Genomic DNA, 18,281 nt, shown 5'->3' with positions numbered 1-18,281 from the left:
CTTAACGGTTGGCGGCGATGGCGGCCAGCTGCTGGGTCAAATAAGTTTGCATGCCCTGTAATTTATTCAGGGACACGTCCAGGCGCGAGTATTGGGCGCGGTAACGCGCTTCGATGTCGGTCAGCTTCTCGCTGAACTTGTCGCGCTGCGCCGCTATCGACTTCAGGGTTTCGTTGATGCCGCTCGTGCGTCCGGTGATCATGCCTTTTGTGCCGAGGAAGGACGTGGCCAGGTTGTTCAACTGATAGGCATAGCCTTGCGAGAAACTGACCGTGCCGCGCGAACCGGTGGTGCCGCCGGTCACTTCAATTTTCAAGCCTTCCGCTGGCGAACCGGGTGCGCCCGTCAGGCTCTGGCCGGAGCCGACGACCGGTTGCCCTCCAAGGGTGCCGGCTACGTCCGCGCCCTTGACGGGCTTGGCGGCGCCAAACAGGGTCTCGATACCGGTCCCCTTGCCGTTACTCAAGGCCAGATTCGATACCGAGCCATAGCGGCTCGACACCAGGACCAGTTTGCCGGTGCCGTCGATCGACGCGGAGACCGTTGAGCCAATGTCCGAAAAAGCCTTCACCCCGTTGATCGACGATTGTATCAGCGATGCCATCTGCGCCGGAGTATAGGTGCCCGCCGGTATCGACACCTGGGCCGTATTCTTGGCGGAGCTGGGATCCGTATCGTTGAGGGTGATATTCCAGGTAGTGTCGCTGGCAATCGTGGTGCTGGCTGCCAGCACGCCGTCGGACGTGAGCGAACCCTGGCTGGCCATGGTCGTGATGCTCAGGTCATAGGTGCCGGGCTTCGTGGCGGCCGTCGAACTGGTGAAGGCGACGTTGCTGTCGCTGGCCTTGCCGATGGCTGAAAACAGACCGGCGATATCATTGAAATTTGTACTGATGGCTTTGTCAAGCTTGCTGGAATCCAAGGCCAGGCTGCCATCTTTTTGGAATGAAATACCCACCTGGCTCATATTGCTCATGCCGCTGCTCAAGCCGGTAATCGGTGCGCCCAGCTGCCGGCGCAACTGGCTTTGTATCGATTGAACGGTCGAATCCCCCAGCAAGATGCCTCCCGTCTTGGTTTCGGGATTGTAGGCTGTCATCTTGCCGATCGAAGTGTTCAGCTCGTTGTAGGCCTTGACGAAGGCAGTGATGCTGGTCTTGACCGTCGTTGTATCCTTGGCCACCGACAGGCTGGACGTGCCTATCTTGGTAATGCCCAAGGTGACGCCTTCGATGGCCGTATCGACGTTGTTCGAACTGCTGGTGATGGCGATGCCGTTGACGCTGAACATGGTGTTTTGCGCCGCGCTGTTCTGCTTGAGGTTTTGCGTGCCACCCGCATCGTACGACAGCAAGTCGTTCAGGGCGCTGTCGGCGGGCTGGCCATCGCTGCCGCTGAGCGAAATCTTCATGGCCGAATTGGCGCCTGTCTTGGTCGAACTGAGCACCAGGTGATACGGTTTGTCCGTGCCATCGGAAACGATGCTGGCGGTGACGCCCAGGCCGGCGTTATTGATGGCGTCGCGTATGCCTTGCAAGCTGTTGTTGGTGGAATCGATCACCACCGAACCCGTCGCCTGCGTGCCATCCTGGGTAAAGTTCGTGTTCATGTAGCTGCCGCCCGTGCCCGCGGTCAGCCCTGCTGCGGCAGGATTGCTCCCCCCGACGACGATGGGACTGGCGTTGCCCGAGGCCAGGGTAATCGAACTGGCAATCGTTACGTTCGAGCCGTCATTGACCGAGTTCGATGCATGGCCGATGCCGCCCTTGACCGAACCCGTCACCACTTCCTCGATGTTGAGGTTGGAGCCGTCGGCGCGCGTAAATTTCAGGGTGCCGTCGGCGGCCTTGCCGGTGACGGTAATATTCGCGGCGGCCAGTGCATTCGAGACGGCATTCGGGCCTTCGAGCGTCGTGTCGAGCGACGCGGCCGTAATGCCGGCGCCTGCGGCGACGCCGTTACCCTGGGTCACGATCTCGATGCCGCCTATCGACAGCGAGTAGGTGCCGTCCGCGCCCGTTTCGATATTGCCGAAACCGTTGAACATGGTGGCGTTGCTGGCCGTCGGCTGGGCCGTGGCTGTCACACCCGTGGTGCTGCTCTTGGCGTTGATGGCGTCCGCCAGCGCGCGTGCGCTCTTGGTGCTGGCGTCCGTCGGAATGGCCGTGCCATTGATGATCAGCGAGCCGTTGCTTACGCCCGTGAGCAGGGTGCTGCCGCTCAGTGTCGTGCCCGTTACGCCAAAGGTGCCGCCGGCGAGTGAGCCCAGCTGGAAGGAAATCGTGGTCTTGGCGCCGCTGCCGATGGTCGACAGTTTGCTGGCCATGCCGCCCGACGTCAGCGTCTGCGCCTGGGCCAGCTGGGAAACATTGATGTTATAGCTGCCGGCGACGGCCTTGGCGCCGGCACTGGCCGATAGCACCAGTGGATCGGACGGCGTGGCGCTGACGGCGCGGAAGTTGCTTGAGTTGGTGAGCGCTGACAACGAGCCCTGGAAAGTGCTGACGGCGCCGCTCAGCGTGCCCAGCGCGCTGAGCTTGGCCTGGTACGAGGCCGTTTTCTTGTCAAAGGTACCCAGCGGCGCGGCTTCGGCCGTCATCAGCTTGTCGATGATGGCATTCACATCCAGGCCGCTGGCGCCGGCGCCGATGCCTATGGATGAAAGGGTAGGTGTGATGGCCACTGAATACTCCTAGGAAAACGCTAATATAAGCTGTTATCGGCAGAATCAATCAGGACTTGAGAGGGGGATTTACCGCGTTGTTTTCAGCGGGAGCAAAAAAGCGGGGAAGAGATAGGAAAATATTGTACGAGTTGCAATAAAAAACGGGGCCGGATAGCCAGGCTACCGAACCCCGTGGTCATGCTGATGCCTGCTGCCGCGATGTCGCATGTCCGTGTGCCATGCCATCATCAGGCGCTTTGGCGGATCAGCGAACCCTTGGCCGAGTCAAAGGTCTTGGCCAATTCCAGCGCTTCCTTGGTGGGAATCTGGCGCAGCACTTCCTTGGTTTCCTGGTCGATGACCTTGACCACCGTGCGCTGGCTGTCTTCGTCGATGGAAAATTCAATGCCTTGCGTCTTCATCTGCGACGACTGGTTCAGCTCCGATACCGCCTTGTTCAACTGCTCGCGGCTGGGTTCCTTGCTGGCTTGCTGTGGTGCAGCCGTGCCGTTTTCCGTTGCTGAACGTGGCGTTGCCGGACGCGCCGGCGGCGTGTCCGCAGACACGTAACTCTTGTCTATCCTGGCCGCGGAGGCGGCCGCTATCGTGTCGATAGTCATGGTGCTCTCCTAGTGAAAATTCCCCGGCCGAAAAAATCCGGCAGGGGAATCAGAGTCCTACGCTGTTGCGCTACTAATCAGGGATTAGCCACGCAGCAGGCTCAGGACGCCGTTTGGCAGCGAGTTTGCTTGTGCCAGCATGGCCGTACCAGCTTGTTGCAGGATCTGGCCGCGGGTCATGTTGGCCGTTTCCGATGCAAAGTCGGTATCGACGATGCGGCTGCGCGATGCGGACAGGTTTTCCGTGGTCGATTGCAGGTTGGAAATCGCCGACGAGAAGCGCGATTGCAAAGCACCGTACTGGGCGCGTTGGCCGTTCACCGTTGCCAGTGCTGCATCGGCAATTTTCAGTGCCAACTGGGCGCCGTCAAACGACGTCACGTCCAGCGAAGCCACCGATTTCAAGTCCGATGTCTTGTTCGTGGCTTTCAAGCCCGACGTGTCGGTGATGGCAAAGCTGCCCGGCGCATCGTAGGTAACGGTGCCGTTGGCGACGGCGACCGCGTTATTGGCTTTTGCGTCGAACGCCGAACCCGTCAAGGTTTTGTCGGCCTTGTAGGAGTCGATATTGAACACCGTGTTACCGGCAGCTGCCGTGTTTTTGATGGCAATGTCGGCGCCGTCAGCATGCGTCAGTTTCATGCTGCTGGTCGATGCATCGTATTCGGCGGTGATGCCGGTTTTCGACGTTTGCGCATTGATTGCATTGATGCCTGCCGCATAGTCCGAAGCCGACTGGCCTGCGCCCACCGAGAAGGAAATCTGCGCTTCCTTGCCGGTGGCCGTATTGTCGCCCACCAGGGTGAACGAGTACGCTTCGGTGGAGCCGAGTTTCAGGCTGGTGGCGGTTTTTGCCGTTGCCGTGACGCCGGTGTCGGCGCTAACCTTGTTGACGCTGGCGGCGATGGCTTGCGCGCTGTCGTTGGCTTTGGTGGTGACGGTGGAGGTGCCGCGTGCGCCGGCGACGACCACCGAACCTGCCGTTGCCGTTGCCGAGGTGGCGAGGACGGCGGTCGCATCATTTTCCACGCGGTTATTGCCGTAGGTGCTGGTCAGGAAGTTCGCGCCGCTGGCGGAAATCAGCTGATTGGCATCTGCGCCGACCTGGAAGTTGGCCGTACCCATGGTGCCGTCCAGCAGCGCCTGGCCGTTGAACGAAGTCGTGGTGGCGATGCGGTTCAGTTCCGAACCCAGTTGGCCTACCTCTGTTTGCAGCGCCTGGCGGTCGCTGGCCGAGTTGGTGGCGTTCGACGATTGCACGGCCAGTTCGCGGATACGTTGCAGGATGTCGCCCGAGCTTGCCAACGCGCCTTCAGCCGTTTGGGCCAGCGAGACGCCGTCGTTTGCATTGCGGGTGGCTTGGGTCATGCCGCGGATTTGCGACGTCATGCGGTCGGAAATTGCCAGACCAGCGGCGTCATCCTTGGCGCTGTTGATGCGCATGCCGGAGGACAGGCGTTGCAGCGAGGTGCTCAGGGCCGACTGCGAGGTCGACAGGTTGCGTTGCGAATTCAGGGACGAGATGTTGGTATTAATTACTGCAGCCATGATAATTCTCCAAACAGGTACTACATTGCGCTATGTGCTAGTCACTTTGGCCTGCCCCACTGTTCCGGGACAATCAAGCCGCTGTTGTTTAGGGTAACGGTTGCTCTGCGGGAAAATTTATGGCGAAAAGTGCTTTAAATTTTAATTTTTAGCCCTTCAGTTTGCCGCCGGCCGCGCGCTAGACGACATGATTTAAAGAAACTTGAGGGTAAAAATAGTTTTATTTTTATATCGCGCGGACGCCGGCGGAAGGCGGGAAGGCGATGAATGTTATTGTTTTTGCCATGAAAAATGCCGTCCGGCCGGTTGGCGGGACGGCATGGCGTGAAGCGGACCGGGCTTAGTCGGCCACCACCACGCGGTTCTTGCCCGTCTGCTTGGCCTGGTACATGGCGCGGTCGGCGCGCTTGACCAGCTCGGCCTGGTCTTCGTTGGGCAGGCGCAAGGCCACGCCGGCGGAAAAGGTGATCAAGACTTTTTCGTTGTCGTGCAGGAAGAAATGCCGGGTCAGCTCGCGCTGCAAGCGCGTCATCGTCGACGAGGCCGCCTCGACCGTGGTTTCCGGCAGCAGGATGAGGAATTCCTCGCCGCCGAAGCGGGCGATGACGTCCATCGAGCGCAGGGTTTCCTTGACGATCTTCACCAGGTGTTTCAAGGCGGCATCGCCGGCCAGGTGGCCGTAGGTGTCGTTCAGGCGCTTGAAATCGTCCAGGTCCAGCATGGCGATGCACAGCGGCGTGCCGCGGCGGTCGGAGCGGGCCGTCTCGCGCTCGAACACGTCGTCCAGGCCACGGCGGTTCAGGCTGCCCGTCAGCTGGTCTTCCCGCACCAGTTCGCTCATATGCTGGAGCTTGGCTTCCAGGGTGTGGATGCGCTGTTCCGCGTCCTGCACTTCCTGGCGCGCCAGCACCATCTTGTCGCGTGCGCGCAAGGCTTCGTTCTGCACCATGCGCGTTTCGCGCAAGACTTCGTCGAGAACGCTGTTCAGTTCGCTGATATTTTCTGCCTGGCTGATCTTTTCCGAATAGCCGCCGATCTTTTCATGGAAGTCGCCCGTGCTGGCCGCCACTTGCCCCAGGCGGTCGATGAAGGTCATCATCATGTTCTTGACCGTCAGCTTGACGTCGGACAGGCTGTGCTTGAGCTGGCCTTGCTTGTAGATGACTTCCTTCAGGCTGCGCGTGGCGTCTTCCAGCGCGCGCTGGTCGAGCGGGCCGGCGATCAGGTTTTGCACGGCATCGACCTGGCCGCGCAGCCAGCTGTCGTCGTCGAGCAACTGGCTGACGTTGTCCAGCAGCAACTTGAACAGGCGCAGCAGCAATTCCTGCTGCTCGGCCGTATCGCCGCTCTTCAGCTCGATCTGGTAGCACAGCTGTTTCAGGCGCAGCGCCGCTTCGTTCAGCGCTTCTTCCGTGTGGGCCAGCTTGATGGCCGCGCCCAGCGATTCGGCCTCTTCCACCAGCGCGGGCGTGCCCGTCAGCAAGGTGGCGACGGCAAAGCCCAGGGTGCGGCTGAGCAACTCGCGCAGGGTGCGCGTCTGTTCGCCGTCCGGCAGGGGCGGCAATTCGATGCCGCCGCCTTTCTTCACCTGTTTTTCCGCCAGTTGCGCCAGGGTACGCGCATAGCTGTCCCAGTCGCGCGCTTTCAGGGCGCGCTGGAAACGCCGGCCAAAGTCGCCCAGTTCGCCCGCCGATTCGCTCATCTTGGCGGCAAACTGCGTCAGGACGTTTTCCGCGCCGCTCTCCGTGGGTGCGCTGGCGGCCAGCACGGCGGCAGGTGCGCCGGGCGTCTCCGCCGGTTCGCTGATGCCGGCGATTTCATTGTAGATATCGCGGTAGGCGCTCGGCGTCGGGGCGATGCGGCGCGTGGCCAGGCGGCGAAACGCTTCGCGGGCGATATCGGCAGGGTTCATCGCCGCAGCGGCGGCGGTATGCGTGGCGCTGGCGGGAGCGCTTGCTGGTGAAGTTGGCAATTTACTGGACATGTAGGCACAGCCTTTTTAGATATTTCTAATTATCCTCATGATATGCGAGTTGGCAAAGAACTTATTGTGCGAGAAGCAAGGAGAAGTCCTGTCAATTCGCCCGATGCCAGCGGGCATGCCGCTTTGCCGTCAATCCACCAGTTGGTTGCGGATGGCGTAATGCGTCAGTTCGGCGCTGTTCTTGAGTTTCATCTTGACGAGCAGGCGGGCGCGGTATTCGCTGACGGTTTTCACGGACAATTTCAGCTCTTCGGCGATGGCGCCCACGGCCTTGCCCGAGGCGATCATGACCAGGGTCTGGTATTCGCGGTCCGACAAGGTGTCGTGCAAGGCCGTTTCGTGGTCGTCGCCCACCGTGTTGGCCAGTTCCTGCGCCAGCGAGGCGCTGATGTATTTCAAGCCCTGCGCCACCTGGCGGATGGCCGTGACCAGTTCGCGCGGCGCGCTCTGTTTCGTCAGGTAGCCGGCCGCGCCCGCCTTGAGCGAACGGATGGCGTACTGGTCCTCGCGGTGCATGGAGAGCATCAGCACGGCCAGTTCCGGCTTTTCCTTCTTGATCTGCTTGAGCACCTCGATGCCGCTGCGGTCGGGCAGGGAGATGTCGAGCAGCAACACCTGGCATTTCGAGCCGCGGAACAGCTTGATGGCGTCGTGGCCATTTTCGGCCTCGCCGGCCACGATGATGTCCTTCGTATCGGCGAGGATTTGCTTCAAGCCCTCGCGCACAATCGCGTGATCGTCGGCGATGAATACCCGGATGGTGGCTTTTTCTTTCATGACTGCGTTGTTTCCTATCTAATTCACCCACTGGCCGCGTCTGGTGGCGGCCCGCTGTGCGCGGGCGCACTGGCTGCAGCCGCTATTATCGCCTCTCGCGGCGTGGTCAGCCGGATTTTTATGCTCAGGATGGTGCCGCCGTCCGGCCCGTCCATCAGGCTCAGGGTGCCGCCCAGCGCGCTGGCCCGCTCGGCCATGCCGCGGATGCCGAACGATTGCGGCTTGGCGCGGTCGGACAGGCGCATGCCGACGCCATTGTCGGCGATCGACAGGCTGATATGCTGGCGCTGCCGGGCCAGGCGCACGCTGACCTTGCTCGCCTGCGCATGCTTGGCGATATTCGTCAGCGCTTCCTGGGCGATGCGGAACAGGCTGGTCGCCTGGTCCAGCTCCAGTTCGATGTGTTGGCGGTTCGAAATGAACTGGCATTCGATGCCGGCCTGGCGCGCGAATTCCTTCACTTGCCAGTCCAGCGCGGCGACCAGGCCCAGGTCCAGCATGGAGGGGCGCAAGTCCAGCGAAATGCGGTGCACGGCGTCGATGCTGCGGTCGACCAGGGCATCGACATAGTCGGCCTTTTCCTGCAGTTGCTGGTCGTCCGGCGGCAGGCGGCGCGCCAGCATGGCCAGCGCCATCTTGATCGCCGTCAAATTGCCGCCCAGGTCATCGTGCAATTCGCGCGCCAGGCGCGTGCGTTCGTGTTCCTTGACCTTGTCGATATGCGCCGTCAGCTCGGCCAGGCGGGCGCGCGACTGGCGCACTTCGCTCTGTTCCAGCCGGCTTTCCGTGATATTCGTCATGATGCCTTCCCACTGCACCGTGCCATCGGCCAGCGCGCGCGGCGTGGAGCGCAGGTTGATCCATTTGACATCCTTCCAGGCATCGATCCAGATGCGGCCTTCCCAGTTCCAGCTCCACAAGGCGTTTTTCGACGCTTGCATCGATTCCAGATACGAGGCGCGGTCGTCGGCGAGGATCAACTGGTAAAACAGTTCCGGGCGCGCGTGCAGCTGCGCCGGCCCCAAGCCCAGCAGGGCCTGGCAGCCATCGCTCAGGTAGGGGAAGGCGGCGCGCCCATCCGCATGCAGGCAGAACTGGTACACGAGACCCGGCGTATTCGAGACGATGGCGTTGAAGCGCGACTGCACCTGCGCCAGGGCGGCGGCTGTCGCCTGGGGCGTGCGCAAGTCTTCGCCCTCGGCCAGCAGCAGGGCGCGTCCGTGGCGGCTGGCGCGCGACAGGTGCAGGCTGAGCGAATACAGGCTGCCGTCGCGGCGGCGCTGCTGCACGTGCAGCAGGGCTTGTGCACCGATGCTGTCGTCCAGGGTCGCCAGCACGGCGGCCAGTTGCTGCGCGTCAAGCTGCGGCGCCAGGGTGAAGGGTGTCATCGCCAGCAATTCCTTGCGCGCATACTGCAAGTTGTCGCAGGCGGCATCGTTAGCGTCCAGCAATTGCAAGCTGGCCGCGTCGTACAGGTAGATTTCCGGCGCCGCCGCGCGCATGGCGGGGGCCAGGCGGGGAGTGTCGTGCATGGAATGGCCTTTCTTCATCAGCGGCGGGCGCGCCAGAAGGCGGCAAAGCGGCGCAGCACCCTGGCCGGGCGCGAATTATGGCGCCCTGGCGTGCCCTTGCGCAAGCGTTGCCACCAGGCACGGCGGGCGCGGCCCAGCGCGGCCGACAGGCGGCTGACACGGCGCCAGGGGCGCGTGGCGCGCAGGCGGGCGATCCAGCGGTCCTTGGTTTCCATGAACAGACCATGCCAGTGGGCAAACCATGGCAAACTGAGCAGGGTAGGGCGCGTCAGGCTGTACAGGCGCGCCACGGCGGCCGCGCCGCCCAGCTTGGCGATGACGATCACGCCGATGCCGGAAAAGGCATGGCCGCGCGCGATGGCCAGCAGGGCCAGCAGCTTGACGGGGAACAGCAGCACGGCCGGCAGCACGAAGATGGCCAGCGCCCAGTACGGCGGCAGGCGCTTGATCCACGCTTCCAGCGCATGCAGGGGCGGAAATTGCGCGATCACCTGCATGAGGCGTGCCCCGGTCGCCCACAGCCATTCCTCGATCAGCAGGAAGATGGCGGCCAGGTAGACCAGCGGCGCAAACAGCCAGCGCCTGACTCTATAGAATTTTTTCATCCGTCTCCGTGTGCGGCGCAGGTTTGCCGCGATTGCCACGATGATACGTCAAAAAAGCCCGTTTGCCCCCGCATCCCGTGTGCCCGAGGCTCCCTGGCGGGGCTACAATAGACAGATGAATAAAGCCTTTGTAAAAGAATCCGACAACGACGACGATGAAGAAGCGGCCGCGCTGGCGCTGGCCATTCCCGCCGGTGCCAAGAACTACATCACGCCGGCCGGTTACCAGCGCATCAAGGATGAGCTGCTGCAGCTGATCGACGTCGACCGTCCGGAAGTGGTGCGCATCGTCCATTGGGCGGCGTCGAATGGCGACCGCTCGGAAAATGGCGACTATATCTACGGCAAGCGGCGCCTGCGCGAAATCGACCGCCGCATCCGCTTCCTGACGAAACGCATGGACCTGGCCGCCATCGTCGACCCCAGCGTGCACCATGGCAACGACCAGGTGTTTTTCGGCGCCACCGTCACCTACCGCACCAGCGACGGCGAAACGCACACCATCACCATCGTCGGCATCGATGAATTCGACCCCTTGAACGGCAAGATCAGTTGGGTCTCGCCCATGGCCCGCACCATCACCAAGGCGCGCGAAGGCGACGTGATCACCCTCAACACGCCGCTGGGCGAGCAGGAACTGGAATTGCTGGAAGTGACGTATCCGGCGCCGGGGGAGACTTGAACTGATGTGTTCCGCATGAAAAAACGGCTGGGCAGAGAATCTGGCCAGCCGTTTTCTAGTTGCGTTCGCGCAATATCCTATTGACCCCGGCGACCCGGCGCACATTGCGCAGCAGGGCGGCCAGGTGGACGCGGTCCTTGACTTGCACGGTGAAGCGCAGCTGGTCGAGGACGTTGTCCTTGTCTTCGTCCATGCCCACGTAGATGATGTTGGCGTCGGATTCGCCGATTTCGGCGGCGACTCTCGCCAAAATGCCCCGTTCGCTGTTGATCAGCACCTTGATGCGGCAGTCGAAGCGGCGGTTCAGTTCCGTTCCCCAGCGCACGGCGATCCAGCGGTCCGGTTCCTTGGCGCGCTGGCGCTTCGCTTGCGAGCAGTCGCTCGTGTGCACGAGCAAGCCCTGGTCGCGGCGCAGCTGGCCGATGATCTGGTCGCCGGGAATCGGCAGGCAGCACGGCGCCAGCTGCACGGAGACGCCTTCGCTGCCGCAGATGGTGACCGGGTCGAGTTCGCTGCCGCTATTGTGTTCCACCGGCATGCTGGCCGCTTCGCCGCCGATCAAACCGAAGATGTGGCGCGCCACCAGGGTGGCCATGCGCTTGCCGATGCCGATGTCCGCGTACAGCTCGTCCATGGAATTGGCGCTCGATTCGTTGAGCAGGCGTTCCACCAGCGGCGCCTGCAGGTCGGCGTCGATGTTCAAGGCGTGCAGTGCCTGCGACAGCAGTTGCTGGCCCAGGGCGATCGACTCTGGCAGGTTGATCGTGCGCAAATGGTGGCGGATGGCCGAGCGGGCCTTGCCGGTGCGCACGAACGACAGCCAGGTCGGGCTGGGGCGAGACGAGGAATCGGTGATGATTTCCACGATGTCGCCGTTGTGCAGCTCGGTGCGCAGGGGCGAGGTTTCGTTGTTGATCTTGACGGCCACGGTCTGGTCGCCGATGCCCGTATGGATCGAATAGGCGAAGTCGATGGCCGTGGCGCCGCGCGGCAGGGCGATGATCTTCGACTTTGGCGTAAACACGTAGACGGAGTCGGGGAACAGGTCGACCTTGACGTGTTCGAGGAATTCGGCCGAGTCGCCCGTCTGTTGCTGGATGTCGAGCAAGGATTGCAGCCAGGCATGCGTGCGCTGCTGCAGGTCGGACGGGTTCGATTCGCCGCTCTTGTACAGCCAGTGCGCCGCCACGCCCGATTCGGCCGTGCGGTGCATTTCCTGCGTGCGGATCTGGAATTCGACGGGCGTGCCGTAGGGGCCGATGACGGTCGTGTGCAGCGACTGGTAGCCGTTCAGCTTGCGGATTGCGATGTAATCCTTGAACTTGCCCGGCATGGGCTTGTACAGGCTGTGCAGGGTGCCCAGGGTCACGTAACAGTCGGCAAAACTGCCCACCACCACGCGGAAGCCGTACACGTCCAGCACTTGCGAGAACGACAAGTGCTTGCTGCGCATCTTCTTATAGATGTCGTACAGGGTCTTTTCGCGGCCCGTGACGTCGGCATCGAGCTCGGCCATGGACAAGGTGCTTTTTACGGCTTCCATGATCTTGTTGACTACTTCGCGCCGGTTGCCGCGCGCCGCCTTGACTGCTTTCGCCAGGGTGCGGTAGCGCATCGGATACAGGTGCGAGAACGACAGGTCCTGCAGCTCGTGGTAGATATTGTTCAGGCCGAGGCGGTGCGCGATCGGCACGTACACTTCCATGGTCTCGCTGGCGATGCGGCGCTTTTTGGCCGCCGTCATGAAGTCCAGGGTGCGCATATTGTGCAGGCGGTCGGCCAGCTTGATCAGGATCACGCGCACGTCGGACGCCATGGCCAGCAGCATCTTGCGGAAGTTTTCCGCCTGCGCTTCGATCTGGCTCTGGAATTCGATCTTTTCCAGCTTCGACAGGCCGTCGACCAGATGCGCCACCGGGGCGCCGAAGCGCTCGATCAATTCTTCCTTCTTGACGTCCTGGTCTTCCATGACGTCGTGCAGCAGGGCGGCCATGATGGCTTGCGCGTCGAGCTTCCAGTCGGCGCAGATTTCCGCGACGGCGATCGGATGCGAGATATACGGCTCGCCCGAGCGGCGCATCTGGCCCAGGTGCATCTCGTCGGAGAAGCGGTAGGCTTCCTTGACTTTCTTCAGGTCGGCGGGAGACAGGTATTCGGCCAGCTTGTCGGCCAGGTGGCTGACGGAGGCCACGCCCAAGGCGGGCGCTGGCGGTACTGCGGGGATGTTACTGCCGGACGTGCCGACGCCGGGCGTGGTTGCGCCCTGCGATTTTGCCGCCTGGCGCGAGGCCAGGGGCGGCAATGCTGCGGAAGTCGTGTCGGCTGGGGTCAGACTCATAAAACGTCGCGTTGCTTCACAGTGTGAATAAAGGATACGGTAGAACCAGGGGTCAGCACTGTTCCGGCACGCGGGTTCCCACTTACATCGGGACCTTTTTCAGCATTTCGATGCCGACTTTACCGGCAGCGATTTCACGCAGTGCAACAACGGTAGGCTTGTCCTTGGCTTCCACCTTAGGGGTGTGGCCTTGCAGCAACTGACGTGCGCGATAAGTCGCAGCCAGGGTCAGCTGGAAACGGTTAGGGATTTGCTTCAGGCAATCTTCGATTGTGATACGGGCCATAGTAACTCCTAAAATTTTTGCGTGGTGCTGTGTGAACTGGCGTGCAGGCGAATTACTCTGCGTGCAGGCCCAGCTGGGCGAATAGCGATGCGTTGCGGGCCGCTTGTTGCGCAAACCGGCAACGGGCCGCTCTCACGATCGCGCTCAGTTCGGACAAAGCGACCGTAAACTCTTCATTGATAATAACATACTCGAACTCGGGAGCGTGTGCGATTTCGCCGCCGGCCGCCAGCAGGCGGCGCGTGATCACGTGCGGCTCGTCCTGGCCGCGCTTGTTCAAGCGTTCTTCCAGCGCATCGATCGATGGCGGCAGGATGAAAATGCCGGCCGCGCGGGGGAATTGCTTGCGCACCTGGCGCGCGCCCTGCCAGTCGATTTCCAGCAGGATATCGGTGCCGGCCAGCATTTGCTGCTCCACCATGATGCGCGAAGTGCCGTAGTAATTGCCATGCACTTCCGCCCATTCCAGGAATTCGCCCTGTTCGGCGCGCGCGACGAAGTCTTCCGCCGTCGTGAAATAGTACTCGCGGCCATGCTGCTCGCCCGGGCGGGGCGCGCGCGTGGTGGTCGAGATCGACAATTTGATGCCGGGCTCTTGCGCCAGCAATGCATTGACCAGTGTCGATTTGCCGGCGCCCGAGGGCGCGGCGACCACGAACAGGCTGCCGGAGAAGGCGGTAGGGTGGCTCATGCGGATCTTTCCATTTGCGTGTGATGGCGGCGTTTGCGCTTGCGTGGGTGCCGCCCAATTCGGTATTTTACCAAGAGGCAAGGCGGCGAGCCAGCCCCGCGATGCGCCTCGCCGCCCCGCTTGTGCATATTTTGCTTGTTATCCTGAGGAAATAGTTATCTAATTTGGATGGTTTTTTCTCAATAACTATTCTACCGACAGGATGCGCGCATGAAGAATTTCCCGTTTCTCAGTTCCGCCCAGGCCATGTTGTTGCTGCGCGTGGCCATCGCCGTGATGTTCATGGCGCACGCCATCACGCGCATCGCCAATGGCACCATTCCCCGCTTTGCCGGTTTCCTGGAAGACAAGGGGTTTATTTACGGCCTGGCCGTGGTGTGGGCGATTACCGTCGTCGAGATCGTTTGCGGCAGTTTGCTCATCGTCGGCAAATACACGCGCTGGGCGGCGGCCGGGCTGATGGTGATCTGCATCGGCGGCATTGCCATCGTGCATGCGGCCAAGGGCTGGTTCGTGGGCGAGCATGGCGCCGGCGGCGTGGAATACAGCATCGTGCTGTTTGTCGCCTGCGTCGTCATCGCCGCCAGCGACCAGGGGCGCGCTGGAGCGCGCCTGGCCTGACGGGGTTTATTCCAGGTTCTGCACCTGTTCGCGCATCTGCTCGATCAGCAGCTTCAAGTCCATCGAGGCGTCGGCCAGTTCCTTGACGGACGCCTTGGCGCCCAGCGTGTTGGCTTCGCGGTTCAGTTCCTGCATCATGAAGTCGAGGCGCTTGCCCACTTGCCCGCCCTTGGTGAGGATGTGGCGCGTTTCGCCCAGGTGGGCCGACAGGCGCGCCAGTTCTTCCGACACGTCGATGCGGATGCCGTACAGGATGACTTCCTGGCGGATGCGTTCCATGGCGTCCTGGCGCGACAGGGCCGAATTCGAGCCCTGGCTGGCCAGGCCCAGCGCGTCCTGCATGCGCTCGATGGCTTTTTGCTGGAAGGCCGCCACCACTTGCGGAATCAGGGGCGTGATGCGCTTGACGATGGCTTCCATCGCTTCGATGCGCGACACCAGCACCGCTTCGAGCGCGGCGCCTTCGCGCTTGCGGCTGTCGACGAAGGCGGCCACGGTGCGTTTGGTCAGCGCGCCCACGTCCGCCTGTAGGGATTCCTGTCCCACTTGCGCTTCTTCGATGACGCCAGGCCAGCGCAGCAGTTCGGCCACCGTCATGACGGGGGCGGAGACAAAATGCTGGCCCACTTCGTTTTGCAGGCGCGCCAGTTCGGTCAGCAGGGGCAGGTTCAGCGCCTGCGTGCCGTTTGTGGCGGCCTTGCGGCCAAAGCTCAGGCGTACCTCGACTTTGCCGCGCGTGATGGCGGACATGACGGCGGCGCGCAAGTCAGGCTCCAGGGCCCGCAGATCGTCGTTGATCCGGAATTGCAGGTCGAGAAAGCGTGAGTTGACGCTCTTGATTTCAATTGTCAGTGTGCCTGCAGCACCTTCGCTGGTGGCAACCGCGTAGCCTGTCATGCTTGAAATGCTCAAAGGATTCCCCGATTTGGTCTTGTATACAGTCACTTATACACTTAATCAGCCAGCGCAGGCAATACCGCCCGCGCCGCAAAAACAGAACCGCATGGTCTGATGGCCTGAAAATTGCTGAATAGTGTGCGTTTTACGGCATTGTAAAGAAAATTGTGTTTGGTGGGGCAGGATTGTAGGGATCATGTGTGCGCCGCCTGCCATTGCGTCTTGCGCTGTTGCATGACTGCAAATAGACGGGCGCGCGGTGGTAAAATCGCTGCCGCAACCCCAATCACACAGGACACCCCATGACATTTGAATCCCGCCCGAGCGGCCGCGCCGTCGACGCGCTGCGCGCCATCCGCATCACCCGCCAGTACACCAAGCATGCCGAAGGCTCGGTGCTGATCGAGTGCGGCGACACCAAGGTCATCTGCACCGCCAGCATCGAAGACAAGGTGCCGGGTTTCCTGAAAGGCAAGGGTCAGGGCTGGTTGACGGCCGAATACGGCATGCTGCCCCGCTCGACGCACACGCGCATGGACCGCGAGGCGGCGCGCGGCAAGCAGTCCGGCCGCACGCAGGAAATCCAGCGCCTGATCGGCCGCTCGCTGCGCGCCGCCTTTGATTTGCAGGCGTTCGGCGAACGCACGCTGCACCTCGATTGCGACGTCATCCAGGCCGATGGCGGCACGCGCACGGCGTCGATCACGGGCGCCATGGTGGCCGCGTATGACGCGTTTTCCCAGCTGCAGGCGCGCGGCGCGATCGCCGCCATTCCCGTGAAAAGCTTTGTCGCCGCCATCTCGGTGGGCGTCTACCAGGGCATGCCGGTGCTGGACCTGGACTACGTGGAAGACTCGGGCTGCGACACGGACATGAACGTGGTGATGACGGAAGCGGGCCACTTCATCGAAGTGCAGGGCACGGCCGAAGGCGCCGCTTTTGACCGCGCCGGCATGAACCGCCTGCTGGACCTGGCGCAGGGCGGCATCGCCGACCTGATCGCCCTGCAGAAGCAGGCATTGGGGATCTGATCTTTACACAGATTTACATCCGCTGGCCCGCCGCACCGGGCAAAAAGCCCACAGCTGCCGCTTCTTGCGACAGCTTCGGGGCGAGGTGAGGGGGACGCAAAAGGTTTACAATGTCGGCACTTCAACCGGACTACTGACATGACCCAACGCCTCATCCTCGCCTCCAACAACGCCGGCAAGCTCAAGGAATTCAACGAGCTGCTCTCGACCATCGGTTTTTCCGTCCACGCCCAGGGCGAGTACGCCGTGCCGGAAAGCGACGAACCATTCCACACCTTCGTTGAAAACGCCCTGCAAAAGGCGCGCCACGCGTCGCGCCTGACGGGCTTGCCGGCGCTGGCCGACGATTCCGGCGTGTGCGTCAATGCGCTCGGTGGCGCGCCCGGCGTGTATTCGGCCCGCTATGCCGGCGAGCCGAAATCGGATGCCGCCAACAGCGCCAAGCTGATCGCCGACATCGAGGCGCATGCCGACAAGTCCGCGTACTACTATTGCGTGCTGGTGTACGTGCGCCATGCGGACGACCCGCAGCCGGTGATCGCCGACGGCCGCTGGAATGGCGAGATGATTGCCGCGCCGCGCGGCAACGGCGGCTTCGGCTACGATCCGCACTTCTTCATTCCCGCGCTGGGCAAGTGCGCGGCCGAACTGACGTCCGATGAAAAGAACGCGCTGTCGCACCGTGGCCAGGCCCTGCGCGCGCTGGTGGAAAAGCTGCGATGATCCCGATCAAACTGGTGGGCGCCGTTGCCAAGTCGGCAGCCAAGCCTAATACCGCTCCTGCGCCGCAGGACGGCATTTCCGGCGCGGCCGGGGCGGCCCTGAAATACCTGCAGCCGGGCGCGCTGAACCTGACGGCCCTGCCGCCGCTGTCGCTGTACATCCATTTCCCGTGGTGCGTGAAGAAATGCCCGTATTGCGATTTCAATTCGCACGAGGTGCGCGGCGACTTGCCGGAAGCCGAATACCTGGCGGCCCTGCGCCTGGACCTGGAAATGGCGCTGCCGCTGATCTGGGGCCGCAAGATCCACACCATCTTCATCGGCGGCGGCACGCCCAGCCTGATGTCGGCGGCGGGCCTGGACCGGCTGATGTCGGACGTGCGCACCTTGCTGCCCCTGGAACCCGATTGCGAAATCACCATGGAAGCCAATCCTGGCACCTTCGAAGCGGAAAAATTCAAGTCCTACCGGGCCAGCGGCATCAACCGCCTGTCGATCGGCATCCAGAGTTTCAACGGCCGCCACCTGCAGGCGCTGGGCCGCATCCATGACGACAACGAAGCACGCCGCGCGGTGGAGATCGCGCACGCGAACTTCGACAATTTCAATCTCGACCTGATGTATGCGCTGCCCACGCAAACCCTGGCCGAGGCGCAGCAGGACCTGGAAACGGCGCTGTCGTTCGCGCCGCCGCACCTGTCGCTGTACCACCTGACTTTGGAGCCGAACACGCTGTTCGCCAAGTATCCGCCCGTGCTGCCGGACGACGACGAGAGTGCCGACATCGCCGACATGGTGGCCGCGCGCGCGGCCCAGGCGGGCTATGGCCGCTACGAAGTGTCGGCCTATGCACAGCCGGGCCGCCAGGCAAAGCACAACCGCAATTACTGGGAATTCGGCGACTACCTGGGCATCGGCGCAGGCGCCCACTCGAAGATTTCGTTTCCGCACCGCGTGCTGCGCCAGGCCCGCTACAAGCAGCCGCGCGCCTACATGGACGCGGTCATCGCCGGTAACCCGGTGCAGGAAGAGCGCGAACTGGCGCGCGAGGAAATGGGTTTTGAATTCATGCTCAATACCCTGCGCCTGACGCAGGGATTTTCGCCGAACCTGTTCGCCGAGCGCACGGGCCTGGCCCTCAACGCCATCGAGCAGCCGCTGAACGCGGCCGAAGCCAAAGGCTTGCTGTACCGCGACCACCAGATCATCCGCCCGACGGCGCTGGGATTGTCCTTCCTGAACGACCTGCAGCAGATGTTCCTGGAAGACTGACTGCCTTAAT

Annotated in this window: 16 protein-coding genes; 5 read left to right on the top strand and 11 right to left on the bottom strand. The window is 62.4% G+C overall.

Translation table 11 applies throughout. The features are described 5' to 3' along the window. Nucleotide 1: 1 nt before the first annotated feature. The 7 genes from fliD to O0881_RS10270 form a co-directional block, all read right to left on the bottom strand. Complete coding sequence (gene fliD, locus O0881_RS10300; protein ID WP_289911184.1) at nt 2-2,683, bottom strand: flagellar filament capping protein FliD; 2,682 nt, start codon at nt 2,681-2,683, stop codon at nt 2-4. Nucleotides 2,684-2,913: 230 nt separating this feature from the next. Further along, nucleotides 2,914-3,285 carry a flagellar protein FlaG gene (locus tag O0881_RS10295; protein ID WP_289911183.1) on the bottom strand — a complete coding sequence of 124 codons (372 nt, stop codon included), beginning with the start codon at nt 3,283-3,285 and terminating at the stop codon, nt 2,914-2,916. 84 nt (nt 3,286-3,369) lie between these two features. Further along, nucleotides 3,370-4,833: a flagellin gene (locus tag O0881_RS10290; protein WP_289898647.1), complete on the bottom strand. Its 1,464-nt coding sequence runs from the start codon at nt 4,831-4,833 to the stop codon at nt 3,370-3,372. A gap of 340 nt (nt 4,834-5,173) precedes the next feature. Next, nucleotides 5,174-6,745: a GGDEF domain-containing protein gene (locus O0881_RS10285; protein WP_077407790.1), complete on the bottom strand. Its 1,572-nt coding sequence runs from the start codon at nt 6,743-6,745 to the stop codon at nt 5,174-5,176. A gap of 201 nt (nt 6,746-6,946) precedes the next feature. After that, complete coding sequence (locus O0881_RS10280) at nt 6,947-7,594, bottom strand: response regulator transcription factor (RefSeq protein WP_077407788.1); 648 nt, start codon at nt 7,592-7,594, stop codon at nt 6,947-6,949. Between the two features lie 23 nt (nt 7,595-7,617). Then, nucleotides 7,618-9,126 carry a PAS domain-containing sensor histidine kinase gene (locus tag O0881_RS10275; RefSeq protein WP_289911181.1) on the bottom strand — a complete coding sequence of 503 codons (1,509 nt, stop codon included), beginning with the start codon at nt 9,124-9,126 and terminating at the stop codon, nt 7,618-7,620. Between the two features lie 17 nt (nt 9,127-9,143). Next, nucleotides 9,144-9,731 carry a hypothetical protein gene (locus O0881_RS10270; RefSeq protein ID WP_289911180.1) on the bottom strand — a complete coding sequence of 196 codons (588 nt, stop codon included), beginning with the start codon at nt 9,729-9,731 and terminating at the stop codon, nt 9,144-9,146. A 115-nt stretch (nt 9,732-9,846) separates the two neighbouring features. Between O0881_RS10270 and greB the strand changes: the two genes are divergently transcribed. Further along, nucleotides 9,847-10,413: a transcription elongation factor GreB gene (gene greB / locus O0881_RS10265; protein WP_289898644.1), complete on the top strand. Its 567-nt coding sequence runs from the start codon at nt 9,847-9,849 to the stop codon at nt 10,411-10,413. Between the two features lie 55 nt (nt 10,414-10,468). Here greB and O0881_RS10260 read toward each other — a convergent pair whose 3' ends face one another. From O0881_RS10260 to gmk, 3 genes are all read right to left on the bottom strand, one after another. After that, a complete protein-coding gene (locus O0881_RS10260) occupies nt 10,469-12,751 on the bottom strand; it encodes a bifunctional (p)ppGpp synthetase/guanosine-3',5'-bis(diphosphate) 3'-pyrophosphohydrolase (RefSeq protein WP_099666876.1) in 2,283 nt (760 codons plus the stop codon). Between the two features lie 82 nt (nt 12,752-12,833). Continuing rightward, entirely contained in the window at nt 12,834-13,037 is a 204-nt protein-coding gene (gene rpoZ / locus O0881_RS10255) for a DNA-directed RNA polymerase subunit omega (RefSeq protein WP_010400723.1), read from the bottom strand. Between the two features lie 52 nt (nt 13,038-13,089). Continuing rightward, nucleotides 13,090-13,728, bottom strand: a complete 639-nt coding sequence (gene gmk, locus O0881_RS10250) for a guanylate kinase (RefSeq protein ID WP_099666877.1) — start codon at nt 13,726-13,728, stop codon at nt 13,090-13,092. A 210-nt stretch (nt 13,729-13,938) separates the two neighbouring features. Here gmk and O0881_RS10245 point away from each other — a divergent pair, with 210 nt between their 5' ends. Continuing rightward, nucleotides 13,939-14,349: a DoxX family protein gene (locus O0881_RS10245; RefSeq protein ID WP_251350732.1), complete on the top strand. Its 411-nt coding sequence runs from the start codon at nt 13,939-13,941 to the stop codon at nt 14,347-14,349. Nucleotides 14,350-14,355: 6 nt separating this feature from the next. Here O0881_RS10245 and O0881_RS10240 read toward each other — a convergent pair whose 3' ends face one another. Further along, nucleotides 14,356-15,246 (bottom strand): YicC/YloC family endoribonuclease, encoded by an 891-nt coding sequence (locus tag O0881_RS10240; RefSeq protein ID WP_289903925.1) that lies wholly within the window; start codon nt 15,244-15,246, stop codon nt 14,356-14,358. Nucleotides 15,247-15,548: 302 nt separating this feature from the next. On the opposite strand from O0881_RS10240, the gene rph reads away from it, so the two are divergent. The 3 genes from rph (at nt 15,549) to hemW (ending at nt 18,271) form a co-directional block, all read left to right on the top strand. Beyond that, the gene (gene rph / locus O0881_RS10235) at nt 15,549-16,277 is read left to right on the top strand and encodes a ribonuclease PH (RefSeq protein WP_034787067.1); all 729 of its coding nucleotides are present in this window, start codon (nt 15,549-15,551) and stop codon (nt 16,275-16,277) included. A gap of 138 nt (nt 16,278-16,415) precedes the next feature. After that, nucleotides 16,416-17,000 carry an RdgB/HAM1 family non-canonical purine NTP pyrophosphatase gene (rdgB, locus tag O0881_RS10230; protein ID WP_289911177.1) on the top strand — a complete coding sequence of 195 codons (585 nt, stop codon included), beginning with the start codon at nt 16,416-16,418 and terminating at the stop codon, nt 16,998-17,000. Continuing rightward, nucleotides 16,997-18,271, top strand: a complete 1,275-nt coding sequence (hemW, locus tag O0881_RS10225) for a radical SAM family heme chaperone HemW (protein WP_289911175.1) — start codon at nt 16,997-16,999, stop codon at nt 18,269-18,271. The genes rdgB and hemW overlap by 4 nt, the downstream gene beginning before the upstream one ends. Nucleotides 18,272-18,281 lie beyond the last annotated feature (10 nt).

Origin of the sequence: Janthinobacterium sp. SUN100 (genome assembly GCF_030397705.1) — a bacterium.
Classification (GTDB): domain Bacteria; phylum Pseudomonadota; class Gammaproteobacteria; order Burkholderiales; family Burkholderiaceae_D; genus Janthinobacterium; species Janthinobacterium kumbetense.
Note: the sequence above shows the minus strand (reverse complement) of the source record. Positions and strands in the feature narration are given on the sequence as shown.